Consider the following 14,161-nt stretch of genomic DNA (forward strand, 5'->3'; position numbering starts at 1 on the left):
CGCGTCGACCCAGCCCGCCTCGAGGAGGTGCCCCCGTGACCACGCCCACCACACCCACCGCGCTCACCGCGCTGACCACCGTCCAGCTGGACGTGCAGGGGATGACCTGCGCCTCCTGCGCCGCACGGATCGAGAAGAAGCTCAACCGGCTCGACGGCGTGCACGCCACGGTCAACTACGCGACCGAGCGGGCGACGGTGCAGGCCCCGCCGTCGGTGGGGACGGACGCCCTGATCGCCACCATCGAGAAGACCGGGTACGGCGCCTCGGTGCCCGCGCCCGACCGGCACGGCCACGACGACGACCCGGCCGCCCTCCGTCGCCGGGTGCTGGTCGCGACGGCGCTCGGTCTCCCGGTGGTGCTGCTGGCCATGGTCGAGCCGCTGCAGTTCCCGGGCTGGCAGTGGCTGAGCCTGGTGCTCACCCTGCCGGTGGTGCTGTGGGCCGGCTGGCCGTTCCACCGGGCCGCCGCCGTCAACCTGCGGCACGGCGCCGCCACCATGGACACCCTGATCTCGGTCGGCACCCTGGCCGCGCTCGGCTGGTCGCTGTTCGCCCTGCTCACCGGACCGGCCGGGGCCTGGGGCTTCACCCACGCCGCCGCCCTGCGGCTGGAGCGCAACCCGATGGGCGGCACGGCGAACCTCTACCTCGAGGTCGCCGTCGGCGTCACGGCGCTGATCCTGCTCGGTCGCTGGTTCGAGGCGCGGGCCAAGCGCCGGTCCGGCGCGGCGCTGAAGGCCCTGCTGGAGCTCGGCGCGTCCGACGCCACCCTGCTGGTCGACGGCGTGGAGCGCACAGTCCCGGTGCAGCAGCTGCGGGTGGGCGACCAGTTCGTCGTCCGGCCGGGCGAGACGTTCGCCACCGACGGCGTGGTCGTCGCCGGCCGCAGCGCGGTCGACACGTCACTGGTCACCGGCGAACCGGTCCCCGTCGAGCGCGAGCCGGGCGACGACGTGGTCGGCGGCTGCCTCAACACCTCCGGCCGGCTGGTGGTCGAGGCCACCCGGATCGGCGCGGACACCCAGCTGGCGCAGATCGCCCGGCTGGTCGAGGCGGCGCAGACCGGCAAGGCCGCCGTCCAGCGGCTGGCCGACTGCGTCTCCGGCGTCTTCGTGCCCGTCGTCCTCGTGCTGGCCGCGGCGACCCTGGGCTGCTGGCTGCTCGCGGGCGCCGACGCCTCGTTCGCCTTCACGGCCGCCGTCGCGGTGCTGATCATCGCGTGCCCGTGCGCCCTCGGCCTGGCCACGCCGACCGCCCTGATGGTCGGCACCGGCCGCGGCGCCCAGCTGGGCATCCTCATCAGGGGTCCCGAGGTGCTGGAGCAGACGCGCCGCGTCGACACGGTCGTCCTGGACAAGACCGGCACCGTCACCGAGGGCCGGATGGCCGTCGTCGCGGTCAACGCGTTCGACGCGACGGAGCCGGAGCTGCTGCGGCTCGCCGGCGCGGCGGAGTCAGGCTCCGAGCACCCGATCGCCCGGGCGGTCGCCGAGCACGCGGCCACCGTCGCCGGACCGCTGCCCGCCGTCAGCACGGTGACCAACCGCCCCGGGCTGGGCGTGCTGGCCCAGCTGACCGACGGGCCGGTGGTCGTGGTGGGCCAGCCGGAGCTGCTGGCGGCCGAGGGCTTGACCGTCGGCGTCGACGTGCAGGCCGCGCACGACGCCGCGCAGGCGGCGGGACGGACGGCGGTCGTCGCCGGCTGGGACGGCCGCGCCCGCGGGGTGCTGTCCGTGGCCGACACCGTCAAGCCGACCTCGGCGGACGCGGTCCGCGCCTTCCGGGCGCTGGGGCTGCGCCCGGTGCTGCTGACCGGCGACCACGAGATCGCCGCCCGCGCCGTCGCCGCGGCCGTGGGGATCGACGACGTGATCGCCGGGGTGCGCCCGCAGGGGAAGGTGGCCGTCGTCCAGCGGCTGCAGACCGAGGGCCGGCGGGTGGCCATGGTGGGCGACGGCGTCAACGACGCGGCGGCGCTGGCCCAGTCCGACCTGGGCATCGCGATGGGCACGGGGACGGACGCCGCCATCCAGGCGAGCGACCTGACCCTGGTCCGCGGCGACCTGCGGGTGGCGGCCGACGCGATCCGGCTGGCCCGGGCGACGCTGCGCACCATCCAGGGCAACCTGTTCTGGGCCTTCGCCTACAACGTGGCCGCCATCCCGCTCGCTGCCGCCGGCTTCCTCAACCCGCTGTTCGCCGGGGCGGCGATGGCGCTCAGCTCGGTCTTCGTGGTCACCAACAGCCTGCGGCTGCGCCGTTTCCGGGCCCGCTTCTCCTGATGCATCGCGAGCCTGGCGCCGCACCGCGCCTGGCCCTCGCGCCCTGAGCCCGTCGAAGGGCCCTCAGGCCGGGACCGGCGGGGCACCGCGACGGATGCCGAACGACACCGCGGCGGCGACGACGCAGAGCCCGGCGGCGCCGAACCAGGCGAGGGTGTACTGGCCGGTGACGTCACGGACCACCCCGGCCACCGACGCGGCGATGGCGGCGCCGACCTGGTGGGAGGCGAACACCCAGCCGAAGACGATGGTGCCGTCCGCGCCGAACGCGCGCCGGCACAGCGCGGCCGTCGGCGGCACGGTGGCCACCCAGTCCAAGCCGTAGATGACGATGAACACGAGCATGCTCGGGTGGATCTGCGCCGACAGCAGCCACGGCAGCACGGCCAGGCCGAGGCCCCGGAAGGCGTAGTAGGCGACGAGCAGCAGGCGCGGGTCGATGCGGTCGGTGAGCGCGCCGGAGACGATCGTCCCGACGATGTCGAAGATCCCGACCAGGGCCAGCAGCCCGGCCGCGGTGGTCTCGGCCATGCCGTGGTCGTGGGCCGAGGGCACGAAGTGGGTACCGATCAGCCCGTTGGTCGTCGCCCCGCAGATGGCGAAGCCGCCGGCGAGCGCCCAGAACGTCGGGACCCGCGACGCCCGGCGCAGGGCCGCGAGGGTGCGCCGGACGGCGCCCGCCGGGTCGGGACGGGGCGGCTCCGGGACGTCGGCGGGTGCACCGTAGGCCCGGACGCCCCGGTCGGCCGGGTGGTCGCGCAGCACCAGGAGGACCAGCGGGACGACGGCGAGCGACGCCACCGTGACCACCAGGGACGCGGCCCGCCACGACGACCTCTCGACCAGGCCGGCCATCACCGGCAGGAAGACGAGCTGCCCGGTCGCGCCCGCGGCGGTGAGGATGCCCATCACCAGACCGCGACGGGCCACGAACCACCGGTTGGCGATCGTGGCGGCGAACACCATGGCCATCGAGCCGGTGCCGACGCCGATGAGCAGCCCCCAGGTGAGCACCAGCTGCCAGCCCTCGCGGAGGAACACCGTCAACCCGCTGCCCGCGGCGACGAGCAGCAGGGCCGCACTCGTCACCCGGCGCAACCCGAACCGGTCCATCAGCGCCGCGGCGAACGGGGCCATCAGCCCGTAGAGGACGAGGTTGACGCTGACCGCGAAGGACATCAGGCTGCGGGACCAGCCGAACTCCTCCTCCAGCGGCACCATCAGCACCCCCGGGGCGGACCGGAAGCCGGCCGCGCCGAGCAGGGCGACGAAGGCCACCACGGCGACCCACCAGGCCGGGTGCAGGCGCGGGCGGCGGCCCCCTGCCGCCGGGCCGGGCCCGGGGTCGGTCGAGGTCGGGTCGGCGGAGGTCGGGATCGAGGTCATGGCTCTCTCGCGCAGAGGTCAGGGGCAGCGGCGGCGGCCGCTGCGCGCACACGGTAGGCACCGTGGCTGGTGGCCCACCAGCGCTTTCCCGGCCAACCGCCGAAGCCTGCCTGCCAGCCGGTGCCCACCCCGGCGAGGGGTGGTCAGGACCGCGGAGGAGGTGCTGCGATGGGCGGGCGGGCGGACCCGTCCGCAGCAGCCACCGCCGAGGAGCGCCATGATCGTCGAGTACATCCGCTACCGGATCCCGGGCGAGGGCGGCCCGGAGTTCGAGGCCGCCTACGCGAAGGCCGCCGCGGTGCTGGACCGTTCGCCCTACTGCGTCGACTACGAGCTGACGCGCCGGACGGAGGAGCAGACGGGGCCGGCCGCGGTCGAGCCCGACGGGGCGGAGCACTACGTCCTGCGGATCCGCTGGACGTCGAGCGCGGACCACCTGGGCGGCTTCCGGCAGGGACCGGACTTCCGGGCGTTCTTCGCCGCCATCCGGCCCTACCTCACCGACATCGAGGAGATGCGGCACTACGCGCTCACCACCGTGGTGGGGACCGGGGCCGCCCCCGGCTGACGGTCAGCCGTGCGGCACGCGGTACCGCAGGCTGACGAAGGTGCTCCCGTACCGGCGCACCTCGGTGAGCTCGAGGGGCGGGGTGGTGATCCGCCGCGGCAGCAACGGTGCGCCGGAGCCGAGGACCACCGACGCCAGGCCGAGGATCACCTCGTCGAGCAGGCCGGCGTCGTGGAACTGCCCGACCAGCTCACCGCCGCCGACCAGCCACACGTTCCGGCCCGCCGCCGCCTCGACCATGGCGGCGTGCACGGGCCGGACGTCCCCGGAGACGAGCCGGATGTCCAGCCCGTCGGGGACCGGGAGGTCGCGGCTGGAGAAGACCCAGGTGGGCAGGGTGTACTCCCACTTGCCGGGGTCCTCCAGGAAGCCGGTGTGGTCGGCGAGCCACTGGTAGGTCGTCGAACCCATGGCGAGGGCGCCGACGGCGGCGAGGAAGCGCGGGTACTCCTGCTGCATCTCCGCGGCCTCGGGGTCCTCGAGCTGGAAGAGCCAGTCGAGGGAGTTGTCGGCGTCGGCGATGAAGCCGTCGATGCTCGTCGCGGTGTAGTACTGCGTCGTCATGGCCGCACGTTCCCACCGACCACTGACAGTTCCGACGTCACGCCATCCGGGCCCGGACCTGGCCCTCCACCACCTCCTGGAGCAGCGTCACCGTCGCCGGGTCCAGGTCGACGCCGAGCCGTCGCGCCTGCCCGGCCAGCTGGAGGGTGAGCCGCTCCGTCTCGGCCCCGTTGCCGGCCCGGTGCTCGGTGCGGATGCGCGCCGCGAGCAGCAGCTCGTCCCCCGGTGCGGCCGCCAGGGCGCGGGCGGCGGCCCAGCGCGCCAGCCCGACGTCGCCGGCCTCCAGGGCGCGTCCCGCCAGCTCGACCCCGACGTCGCGGACGCAGGAGATCAGGTCGGTCCGCAGCTCCTCGGCCCAGTGCCACTGACCGGGGGCGGCGTCGGCGAGCGGGGCGCCGCGGAGCAGCTGGAGCACGGCGCGGAGGGCCTCGTCACCGGCCCGGTCCACCCCGCCGGCGGTGAGGATCTGCACCTGCTGCCAGTCGGAGCTGACGGCGGGGTGCAGCGCGATCCGACCCGTGTAGGCGTCGGGCAGGTAGGGCTCGCCCGCGGCGTCGGCACCCAGCCAGCTGCGCAGCCGGCTCACGTTGGAGCGCCGGGTCCCCTCGGCGACCGCCAGTGCCGACGCCATGTCGCGCGCGGTCCGGCCGGGGTGCTCGAGCAGCCACCCGCAGTACTCCAGACACTGCCGGGCGGCCCGCGGCGGCGGGGTGCCCGTCGCCCCCAGCAGCTCGACGGGCCCGAGGACCAGCAGGGTCGGGTGGTCGACGCGCGCGTCGGCGGCGAGGGCCGTCGCCGTCCGGATCGCCGCCACCTCGTCCCCCTCCCCCCGTGTCTCTGCCGACCAGCCACCGAACCGCCTGCCCAGGTAGGTCACGTTGTCGGGTGGCGGCTCGGGCTCGGCGACCTCGACGTTCCACCACGGCGCCGGCCCGGTGCTGGTGCGACCGGTCGCGGCGACCAGCTCCAGGACGCCGTCCGTCTCCGCCCCGCTCAGTGCCTGCGGGACGAGGTCGAGGCCGGCCGGCTCCAGCCGGCTGGTCGTCGCCGCCCCGCCCGCGCGGTCGCCGGCGCCGAGCCGCCAGGGAGCGTCGACGTCACCGACGACCACGACCGCCGTGGTGACGTGTGGCTGGTCGCCCACCAGGGAGCGCAGCCGGTCCGTCTGCGCCGCGGTCAGCGGGTGGTCGACCAGGACGACCTCCGGAGCCCACGGCTCGGCCAGGTCGGGGTCGAGACGGTGCTGGCCGAGCACCGCCTGCGGCTGGTGCCGTCGCTGCACCGCGGCCCGGCGCTCCAGGCGGTCCAGCAGACCGTCGACGTCGACGGTCTGCTCGACCGTGTGCGCCCCGAGGGCGTCCGGGAGCCGGGCGTCGCGCCCCAGCAGCGTCAGCCGCATCTCCTCGGCCCAGGGCGAGAAGGACAGCTCGACCGCCAACGCGGCCAGCACGGCCCGCGCGGCGGCGGGCTGGTCCACCAGCTGCAGCAGCCGCAGGGACTCGAGGTCGGCGAGCACGGTCCGGTTCTCCGCGTCCCTCCCGAGCGTCACCAGCGTCGGCCAGGGCCGCAGCAGCTCGTCGCTGGCAGGCACCGCGGCGAGGTGGTCCGCCCCCGGCCGGTCCAGCACCCAGACGTCGGCCGCGCCCGCGACCTCGAAGCCGACCGGCGCGTGCGGGGCGGGGGCGGCGAGCCGCAGCTCGATCCGGTCCGGCGCGAGCAGCACCAGCTGGAGCGCCGGGAGGGGTAGCCGCCGGTCCCGGCACCCGGCCGCGACAGCCCTCAGGGCCTGGTCCAGGGTCCGCAGGGTGAGCGGCCGCTGGGTGCGGCCGAGCGCCGCCTCGAGCGGGACCGTCGCCGGGTCGGGGTGGACGATCCGGCGGCCGACCGGCCGGGCCGCAAGCTGACGGCGTCGACGCGCGGCCAGACCCGCCAGCAGCCCGGCGGCGAGCAGGCCGCCGACCGCGGCCAGGGGCAGGGCGGCCTCCACCGCGGTCTCCGGTGTCGGGGTCTCGGGTGTCGGGGTCTCGGCTGTCGGGGCCTCGGGTGTCGGCGGTGCGGGCGCGGGCCGGGTGGTCGGTGCGGCCGGCGGCGCCCCGTCCGCGGCCGGCGGGAGCGGGCGTGGGTGCGCCGGCGCGACGGCGGGCTCCTCCGGCTCGGGCTCCGGGCGGGTGACCCCCGGTCCGCCCTCGAGCGGCAGGACCAGGCGCGTCCCGACGTCGAGCTCGTCGGGGTCGTCCAGGACGGCGCGGTTGGCGTCGAACAGCTCGGGCCAGCGGCGGTCGTCGCCCAGCTCCTGCTCCGCGAGAGCACTGAGGGTGTCCCCGGCTCGCACCGTGACCGTCTCCGGCGTCCCGGCCGCGGCGGTGACCACCGGGAGCGCGCCCGGGACCTGCAGGCGCCAGCCGACCTCGAGCCGGTCGGGCCCGCCGGTGAGCCGGTCCGGGTTGGCCGCGGCGATGCGGCGCCAGTCGCGGCCCTGGCCGTAGTAGCGCTCGGCCAGGGTCCAGAGGTCGTCGCCGCGCTGCACCTCGTGCACGACGGTGGACGGGTCCACCGGTGGGTCGGCAGCGCGGGTCGCGGTGGGCCCGGCCGCCCGCGGTCCGACCGCCGGGGGTGCTGGGGCGGGCCGTGGCTGCGCCTCCGCCGCCGGGGGCGGGAGCCCGACGTGCGGGACCGCGGGCGCGGCGGCCAGCGCCAGCACCGCGACGACCAGCCCGGCGACCAGGCGCTGGGGGCCGGCGAGCCCCGGCAGCCGGATGCGCACCCGCGCCCTGGTCGCCACCGTCAGCAGCTCGGCGAGCACCGAGACCACCAGCACCGCCCACGCCGACCAGGCGGCAGCGGTGATCAGCGCGAGCAGGACCGTCCCGTCGTCGGGCTGCAGCAGCACCCGCGGGCTCCAGGTCGTGGGCCAGCGCGCTCCGACGGCGAGGAGCAGCAGCGGAACTCCGCCCAGCAGCGCGAGCAGGAGCAGCAGGGCGCCGACGCCGCGCAGCCACCGCGTCATCCGGCTCCCCCTCTCCCCCACCCGACCAGCCTGGCGGTGCGGCGGCCGCGGGGGAACGGCCGAGTGTTGTCCGTCCGGGGACGGTGTTGTCCGTGCTCAGGCACCGAAGATCTTGAGCATCGCGGCGACCAGGAAGATCAAGCCGAAGACGAGGGCGGGCAGGGTCATGTAGAGCGTCATCCCCTCAGCCTCGGCGCCGGCCTTGATCTGCTCCTGGGTGAGGTGGGCGTCGCGCAGCTCCTTGACGCGGGCCCGCAGAGCGCCGGACAGGGCGGCGCCGGTCTCGTCGAGCTGCATGACGTCGGCGACGTCGGCCAGCTCCGGCAGGTCGAGCTGGCCGGCCAGCCGCCGCAGCTCGGGGTAGGGCGGCTGCTGCTCCAGCCGGGCCCGTTCCAGCGCGGAGCGGACCTGCAGGAACAGGGGCACCTCGCTGAGCTGGGCCGCGTTCCACAGCGCCTGCGGGGCCGAGGCGTTGGTGAGCCGCTCGAGCGTGACCAGCTCGATGTAGAGCAGCAGGGCCTCCACCGCGTGGGAGCGGACCACCACCGCCGTCCGGCGGAGCAGCAGGTCGGGGACGAAGAACCCGACGACGGCGCCGGCCAGGGCGGCGACCGCCGGCAGCGGACCGACGGAGCCCGTCAGCCAGCCGACCGTCAGGCCGACCACCGCCGGCAGCACCGCGCCGACCAGGGCCATCACCGCCTTGTCGGCGGAGAACTCGGCGATCGACGTGTCCTGCAGCTCGAGGGCCCGGCGCTGCCGCTCCGAGAGCGGGACGGGCGCCCGTCGGTACAGGGCCGCCCCGAGCCGTTCCGAGCGGCTGGTGACCGGACCGGCGTCCCGACGTCGCCCCGACCCCCGGCCCGCTTCGCCGGCCCGATCCAACGCCGCCTCCAGCTGCGGCGCGGTGGGCACCACCGCCGCCACGAGCGCGACCAGCCCGGCCGCCAGCAGCGCCCCGGCGAGCAGCACGAGGGCGGAGGTCATCGCTCGGCCCCGACGAGGATGCGCGGGCGCTCGCGCTGCTGGGCCTTGCGGCGCATCAGCAGCAGGGACCCCAGGTAGGCCAGCAGCAGCACGCTGAGCACCAGCTGGCCGAGTCCACTGCGGTAGGCGGCGAAGAAGTCCGGGGAGACGGCGAGAGCCACCAGCAGCGTGCCGAGGGAGATCACGGTGACCTGCCGGACGACGACGTAGGGCTTCGACCGTTCGACCTCGATCGCCCGCCGGCCCTGCAGGGTCGCCTGCAGCGAGTCGGCCAGCGCCGACAGGGTGACGGAGGCGCCGTTGGTCCCCCGGTGGGAGGCGAGGACCAGGGCCGCGAGGACGGCGTCGGCGTCCGGCGAGTCGAGGGCGTCGGCCATCCGCAGGAGCGCTTCCCGGGTGTCCCAGCGGTTGTTCAGCCGGGCGACCAGGGTGTCGACCTCGTCGGCGAGCAGCGGTGGGGAGGTCCGGCGGGAGATGCGGAGGGCGTCGGTGATCGACTTGCCCGTGGCCAGGGTGGCGCTCAACGAGCGCACCCAGCGGTCGAGGGCCTCCAGCAGGGGGACGTCGCGCGGTCGCGGCACCGTGAGCAGGTACGGCAGCCCGAGCGCGACCGCGGGCCCCAGGGGCAGCGCGATCAGCCAGCCGGTCGCGGCTGCGACCCCCGTGCCCGCCAGCAGGCTGGCGGCCAGCACGACGTCGCGACGGCGACCACGGCTCCCGGGCGGGCGCCGGGTCCACCGGGCCCACCGGGCGGCGTACGACCCTCCCGTCCCGACCCGGCCGCGCGGCACCCGCCGCTGCAGCCCGCCGGCCACCAGCCAGACCCCGCCGACCAGCAGCAGGCCCGCGAGGGCGGCGAGGGCCATCACCGCCGTCCCTCCGCTGCCCGCCGACGGGGCAGCGGCCGGCGGAACGCCAGCAGCTCGGCCTCGAAGTCCGCATCGGGGAAGAAGCCGGGCGGCTGGGGGCCGGTCCCGGTCGCGGAGTAGGTCAGGTGGGTCACCGGGCGGCCGTTCTCCGTCGCGCGGGTGACCTGCCGGATCTCGGACAGGAACCGCCGCCGGACCCCGCCCTTCCAGGTGTCGTCCTGCAGCCGGACGTGGACCAGGAGGTGGATGTTGTGGGCGATCTGCCGGTAGGCCTCGTCGATGGTGAGGACCCCGCCCTGCGCGACCCGGGACGCGAGCCGGTCGATGGTCGACTCGGCGGAGTGGGAGTGGGTCGTCGACAAGGTGCCGGTGCCGGCCTGCATCGCCTCGAACATCGCGGCCGCCTCGCCGCCGCGCACCTCGCCGACGACGAGGCGCGACAGGTTCTGCCGGAGCGCCTCCGGCATGAGGTCGGCGATGGTCACCTCGCCGACCCGGGTCCCGCCGGAGGTCTCCCCGTGGCCCGTGCGCGCCTGCAGGGCGAGGATGTTCTCCCGCCCGGGCTGCCGGTGGGTCATCAGCTCGTAGTCCGTCTCCAGCGTGCCGAAGCGCTCGTCGGCCGGGATGGCGTGGACCAGCGCCCGCAGCAGGGTCGTCTTGCCGGCGCCCTGGTCGCCGGAGATGACGACGGACTTGCGGGCCAGGATCGCGGCGTCGAGGAAGCGCGCCACCTCGAGCGGCATCAGCCCGCCGTCGGCCAGCTCGGCGAGCGAGACGTCGGTGAGCGTGTGCTGCCGGATCACCACGCTCGGCCGGTAGGACAGGCCGAAGCCGATCGCGTGCAGCCGGAACCGCTCCCCCAGCGCCAGGGTCATCGAGGGGTGGGTGTCGTCGAACGGCCGGGACGGCTGCCCGTTCTGCCCCAGGAACCGGATGGCCTCCACCAGCTCGTCGTCGCTGTCGGCGACGGGCGGCATCCGCTCGCGCCGGCCGTCGCCGTACTGCACGACGACGGAGTCCCAGCCGTGGATCTCGATGTTCTCCACCTCGCCCATCTCCAGCAGCGGCTGCAGCCGCCCGTAGCCGAAGACGGCGTCCTCGACGGCGGTGACGTAGTTCTGCTCCTGGGCCGGCGACCACAGCTCGGCCCCGGCCCGGTGGAGGGCGCGGACGTGGTCGCCGACGACCCGCCGGATCAGGGCCCGACCCAGCAGCAGCCGGTCGTCGCCCTGGAGTGCCCGCCCGCCCGACCGCTGCTGCGCGGTGCTCTCCGCGGTGATGAGCTCCGACGCCCGGCGACGGAGCTCGCCGACCTGGCCCCAGTCGAGCTCCGCCGCGAACAGGTCCGGGCGCGCGGCGGCCTCGGTCCGCGTCAGGTGCCCGACGCCGGGACGCGGCGGGGCGCTCGCGGCGGAGGCGGGACCCCAGCCGGGCTCGTCGGCGAGCTCGCGGAGGGCCGGGACCGCGTCGAGGTCCGGGACGGCGCCCGTGCGCTCGTCCACGTCAGCTCCTCACCAGGGCGGTCGACTGCTGCAGCACGCCGGCGAAGGTCGACGCGGTGCTCCGGAGCGCCGTGACCAGCGGCGCGGCCGCGAACTTGCGGTGCTGCGGGGCGCCGTCGGAGAAGTGGGCCGCCGACGACGGGTCGTGCGGCAGCCGGGCCACGACCTCGACGCCCAGGGCCCTGCCGATCTCGGCGGCCCGGTAGGGGTGCCCCTCGTCGACGACGACCAGGCCGGTGCGCCCGCGGGCCCCGTGACCGGCCCGCTGCGCCTCGGCCAGCACCGGCAGCTGCACCCGGGCCGCGAGCACGGCCCGGAGGCTGGAGCCGAGCAGGACGACGGTGAGCGCGCTCCGCTCGAGCAGGGCCGGCGGCAGCCCCAGCGGGCCCAGCCGGCCGGCGTCGACCACCACGTCGAGGTCGACGTCACCGAGCCGGTCGAAGGTGTCCGCGAGGTCGTCCCACACGCCGGCGAAGTGGCCGGCGCTGCCGGGGCGGGTGAAGCCGGGGAGGAACAGCCGGCGGTCGCCGTCGGTCTCGGCCAGGGTGAGGCACTGGTCGACGACGGCTTCGCGGAGGTCCCGCCGGTCGCGGTGCGCCTCGGCGACGCGCAGCAGCCCCTTGCCGCCGGCGGATCGCCCGGTCAGGTAGCCGGCGAGCACGGCCTGCGGGGCGCCCGGGTCGGCGTCGACGAGCAGCACCGGCCGCGGCCAGGTGAGGGCCAGTCCGACGGCCAGCGTCGTCACGCCCGGCGAGCCGCTGCACGAGGTCAGGACGAGGACGGCCATCTCAGCGGCCCGCGTCCCGGACGACGGTCATCCGCTCCTGCGCGGCCAGCAGGGCGACGGTCGGCGCCTGCTGCTGGTCGACGTCGACGGTGAGCACGATCGACGCGCCGTCCACGCCCGGCACCTGTTCGACGACCCGGGCCCGGTAGGTCTTCCCGGCGAGCCGGTCGGCGGCACCGCCCTGGGTCGAGGCGGCCGGCAGGGCGACCAGCCGGACCGGGGAGCCGGGCGGTAGCAGACCCTCCGGCGCCCGGCCCGTGACCAGCTTGAGGGCGACGGCAGCCCGTCCGTCGGCCGGGACCGCGACCGGAGCGACCGCGGCGGCCGGGAGCACCGAGCCGACCGGCAGGTCGAACACCGCCCGCTGGCCCACCAGGCTCTCCAACCGGTCCGCCGGCACCGTGTCGGGGAGGGTGCCGTCGCGCAACCGCACCGTCGTCAGGTCGTCGCGCTGGATGGCCTCGCCGCGGTAGACGGTGCCGGCCAGCGCGACCACCGTCGTCTCCGACGCCAACCGGGCGTAGACGACGGCCGACAGCAGGGCGCCCAGGCACAGCGCCAGCACCCCGAGGGCGATCCAGCGCGGGTTGCGGCGGCCGGGGAGCCGGGGCAGGTCGGGCGGGGCCGGCGCCGTCGTGTGCACCGCCTGCTCGGCCGGCGGGCGGCGGGCCGATCGGGCGCGCGGACGGAGGTCGATGCTCACGGCGTTCTCCCGCTTCGACGGTTCTCGAGGGTCACCGGACCCCTCCGGTCGGCACGACGACGGCCTCGGCGGAGCCCGTGCCGGTCACGGTGGCCAGGCCGACCACGGACAGGAAGATCGTCGGAGCGCTCGATCGCGTCTCCACCCGGACGACGCCCTGGCGCAGGCTCACCGTGCCCTGCACGGTCGGGTCGCCCGCGAGGTAGGCCTTCGCGGCCAGCACGGCGGCGCCCGCCGGCTCCGCTCCCCCGAGCTGCCGGGTGGCCGCCGCGTTGCCCGCGGCCCGGCTGGCCCCGGCCGCCGCCGCTTCGGCCCGCCCGGCGGCGGCGACCTTCTGGCCGCCGTCGACCACCAGCCCGGCCACGAGGACCAGGGCGCCCATCACCAGCAGCACGAAGAGGCTCACGCTCTGCCCGCGCTCGTCGCGGACGGGACAGGTCACCGCCGAGCCCGGTAGGTGTCGAGCGCTGCGGCTCCCTCGCCGGTCAGCCGGATGGACCCGGGCAGGCCGGGCAGCACGACGTCGCCCAGCGGCACGGTGCAGCCGATCGTCGAGCGGACGGTGGCCGGTGTGCCGACCGGCACCCCGAAGCCGGCGGTCTGCACCTCGACCCTGGTGTCTAAGCAGACGAGCCCGGCCGTGCCGAGCGACGCCCGACCCGCCGCGCGCCCGTCGGCACCGGCCGCGCCGGCGCTGCGGGCGAGCGAGGCGGCACGAGCAGCGCTCTGCGCCGCCTCCACCACCGTCGCCCGAGCGAACCAGAGCCGCCCGCCGGCCACCAGCAGCCCCAGGACCAGCACGAGAGCCGGCACCACCAGGGTCAGCTCGACCGCCACCGAACCGCGGTCCGCGCGGCGGGCGGTCACGGTGGCGTCACCCGTTCCAGCGGTGCCGCGGCGGTCTCGTGCAGCTCGCCGAGCCCGAGGTCGAGCAGCAGGGGCGAGGCGGCGGTCACGGTCGCGCGGACGTCGACCGCGCCCCGCACCACGTCCACCGAGACGACGTCCAGGCCGCCGCTGCGCGCGAGCTCGACGGCCGCCTCCCGGGCCGCCGCCTCCGAGCCGCTGCTGCCGCGCGCGGCGTCGACCGCGGCAGACGCGGCGCGCAGGGCGACGTTGCGGCCGTGCAGCCACAGGCCCGCCTGCAGGACGCCGAGCGTCACCAGCACCAGCACCGGCCAGACGACGGCGAACTGCACGCTCTCGCTGAGCCCGCGCTCGTCACGTCGGGGCACCGCTCGGCTACTTCGGCATCTTGCCGGAGACGTAGGTGGTGATCGCCCCGATGACGATGAGCGCGACCGTCACCGCCCCGGCCAGCAGGATCGCGTTCTCCGCCGACTGGCTGAGTCCGCGCTCGTCGCGCCGTCCCGGGTCGCGGAGCAGCACGAGCAGACCGACGACCGAGAGGACGAGGCTCTTCGCGTTCATGGGTGGTCCTTCCGAGTGCGGGCCCGGCCGACGCGGAGCCCCCGAGTGGTGAGGCGGCGGACGACGTCCGGC

Annotated in this window: 14 protein-coding genes; 2 read left to right on the forward strand and 12 right to left on the reverse strand. The window is 76.3% G+C overall.

Going from position 1 to position 14,161, the window contains the following annotated elements:
- The first annotated feature begins 35 nt into the window (after positions 1–35).
- A complete protein-coding gene (locus BLT72_RS21140) occupies positions 36–2,285 on the forward strand; it encodes a heavy metal translocating P-type ATPase (RefSeq protein ID WP_280949233.1) in 2,250 nt (749 codons plus the stop codon).
- A gap of 63 nt (positions 2,286–2,348) precedes the next feature.
- On the opposite strand, the gene BLT72_RS21145 is transcribed toward BLT72_RS21140, so the two are convergent.
- Entirely contained in the window at positions 2,349–3,671 is a 1,323-nt protein-coding gene (locus BLT72_RS21145) for an MFS transporter (protein WP_091415914.1), read from the reverse strand.
- A gap of 217 nt (positions 3,672–3,888) precedes the next feature.
- Here BLT72_RS21145 and BLT72_RS21150 point away from each other — a divergent pair, with 217 nt between their 5' ends.
- Positions 3,889–4,239: an antibiotic biosynthesis monooxygenase family protein gene (locus BLT72_RS21150; RefSeq protein ID WP_091415918.1), complete on the forward strand. Its 351-nt coding sequence runs from the start codon at positions 3,889–3,891 to the stop codon at positions 4,237–4,239.
- A gap of 3 nt (positions 4,240–4,242) precedes the next feature.
- On the opposite strand, the gene BLT72_RS21155 is transcribed toward BLT72_RS21150, so the two are convergent.
- The 11 genes from BLT72_RS21155 to BLT72_RS21200 all read right to left on the reverse strand — a co-directional run bounded on the left by BLT72_RS21155 (position 4,243) and on the right by BLT72_RS21200 (position 14,089).
- Entirely contained in the window at positions 4,243–4,803 is a 561-nt protein-coding gene (locus BLT72_RS21155; RefSeq protein WP_091415922.1) for a dihydrofolate reductase family protein, read from the reverse strand.
- Positions 4,804–4,840: 37 nt separating this feature from the next.
- Positions 4,841–7,810 (reverse strand): LysM peptidoglycan-binding domain-containing protein, encoded by a 2,970-nt coding sequence (locus tag BLT72_RS21160; protein ID WP_091415925.1) that lies wholly within the window; start codon positions 7,808–7,810, stop codon positions 4,841–4,843.
- A 96-nt stretch (positions 7,811–7,906) separates the two neighbouring features.
- The gene (locus BLT72_RS21165; protein ID WP_091415929.1) at positions 7,907–8,797 is read right to left on the reverse strand and encodes a hypothetical protein; all 891 of its coding nucleotides are present in this window, start codon (positions 8,795–8,797) and stop codon (positions 7,907–7,909) included.
- Positions 8,794–9,663: a type II secretion system F family protein gene (locus tag BLT72_RS21170; RefSeq protein WP_157720591.1), complete on the reverse strand. Its 870-nt coding sequence runs from the start codon at positions 9,661–9,663 to the stop codon at positions 8,794–8,796. Before BLT72_RS21170 ends, BLT72_RS21165 begins: the two co-directional genes overlap by 4 nt.
- Positions 9,663–11,168, reverse strand: a complete 1,506-nt coding sequence (locus tag BLT72_RS21175; protein WP_091415935.1) for a TadA family conjugal transfer-associated ATPase — start codon at positions 11,166–11,168, stop codon at positions 9,663–9,665. The genes BLT72_RS21170 and BLT72_RS21175 overlap by 1 nt, the downstream gene beginning before the upstream one ends.
- Before the next feature lies 1 nt (position 11,169).
- Positions 11,170–11,955 carry a CpaE/TadZ family protein gene (locus BLT72_RS21180; RefSeq protein ID WP_091415938.1) on the reverse strand — a complete coding sequence of 262 codons (786 nt, stop codon included), beginning with the start codon at positions 11,953–11,955 and terminating at the stop codon, positions 11,170–11,172.
- 1 nt (position 11,956) lies between these two features.
- A complete protein-coding gene (locus BLT72_RS21185) occupies positions 11,957–12,658 on the reverse strand; it encodes an SAF domain-containing protein (protein WP_091415941.1) in 702 nt (233 codons plus the stop codon).
- A 31-nt stretch (positions 12,659–12,689) separates the two neighbouring features.
- Positions 12,690–13,100 carry a hypothetical protein gene (locus BLT72_RS21190; protein WP_172826148.1) on the reverse strand — a complete coding sequence of 137 codons (411 nt, stop codon included), beginning with the start codon at positions 13,098–13,100 and terminating at the stop codon, positions 12,690–12,692.
- Positions 13,097–13,525, reverse strand: coding sequence for a TadE/TadG family type IV pilus assembly protein (locus tag BLT72_RS22435; protein ID WP_157720592.1), 429 nt, complete (start codon positions 13,523–13,525; stop codon positions 13,097–13,099). Before BLT72_RS22435 ends, BLT72_RS21190 begins: the two co-directional genes overlap by 4 nt.
- A complete protein-coding gene (locus BLT72_RS22440) occupies positions 13,522–13,893 on the reverse strand; it encodes a TadE/TadG family type IV pilus assembly protein (RefSeq protein ID WP_157720593.1) in 372 nt (123 codons plus the stop codon). The genes BLT72_RS22435 and BLT72_RS22440 overlap by 4 nt, the downstream gene beginning before the upstream one ends.
- Before the next feature lie 7 nt (positions 13,894–13,900).
- Complete coding sequence (locus BLT72_RS21200) at positions 13,901–14,089, reverse strand: hypothetical protein (RefSeq protein WP_091415946.1); 189 nt, start codon at positions 14,087–14,089, stop codon at positions 13,901–13,903.
- Between the last annotated feature and the right edge of the window lie 72 nt (positions 14,090–14,161).

Origin of the sequence: Friedmanniella luteola (assembly GCF_900105065.1) — a bacterium.
GTDB lineage: Bacteria > Actinomycetota > Actinomycetes > Propionibacteriales > Propionibacteriaceae > Microlunatus > Microlunatus luteolus.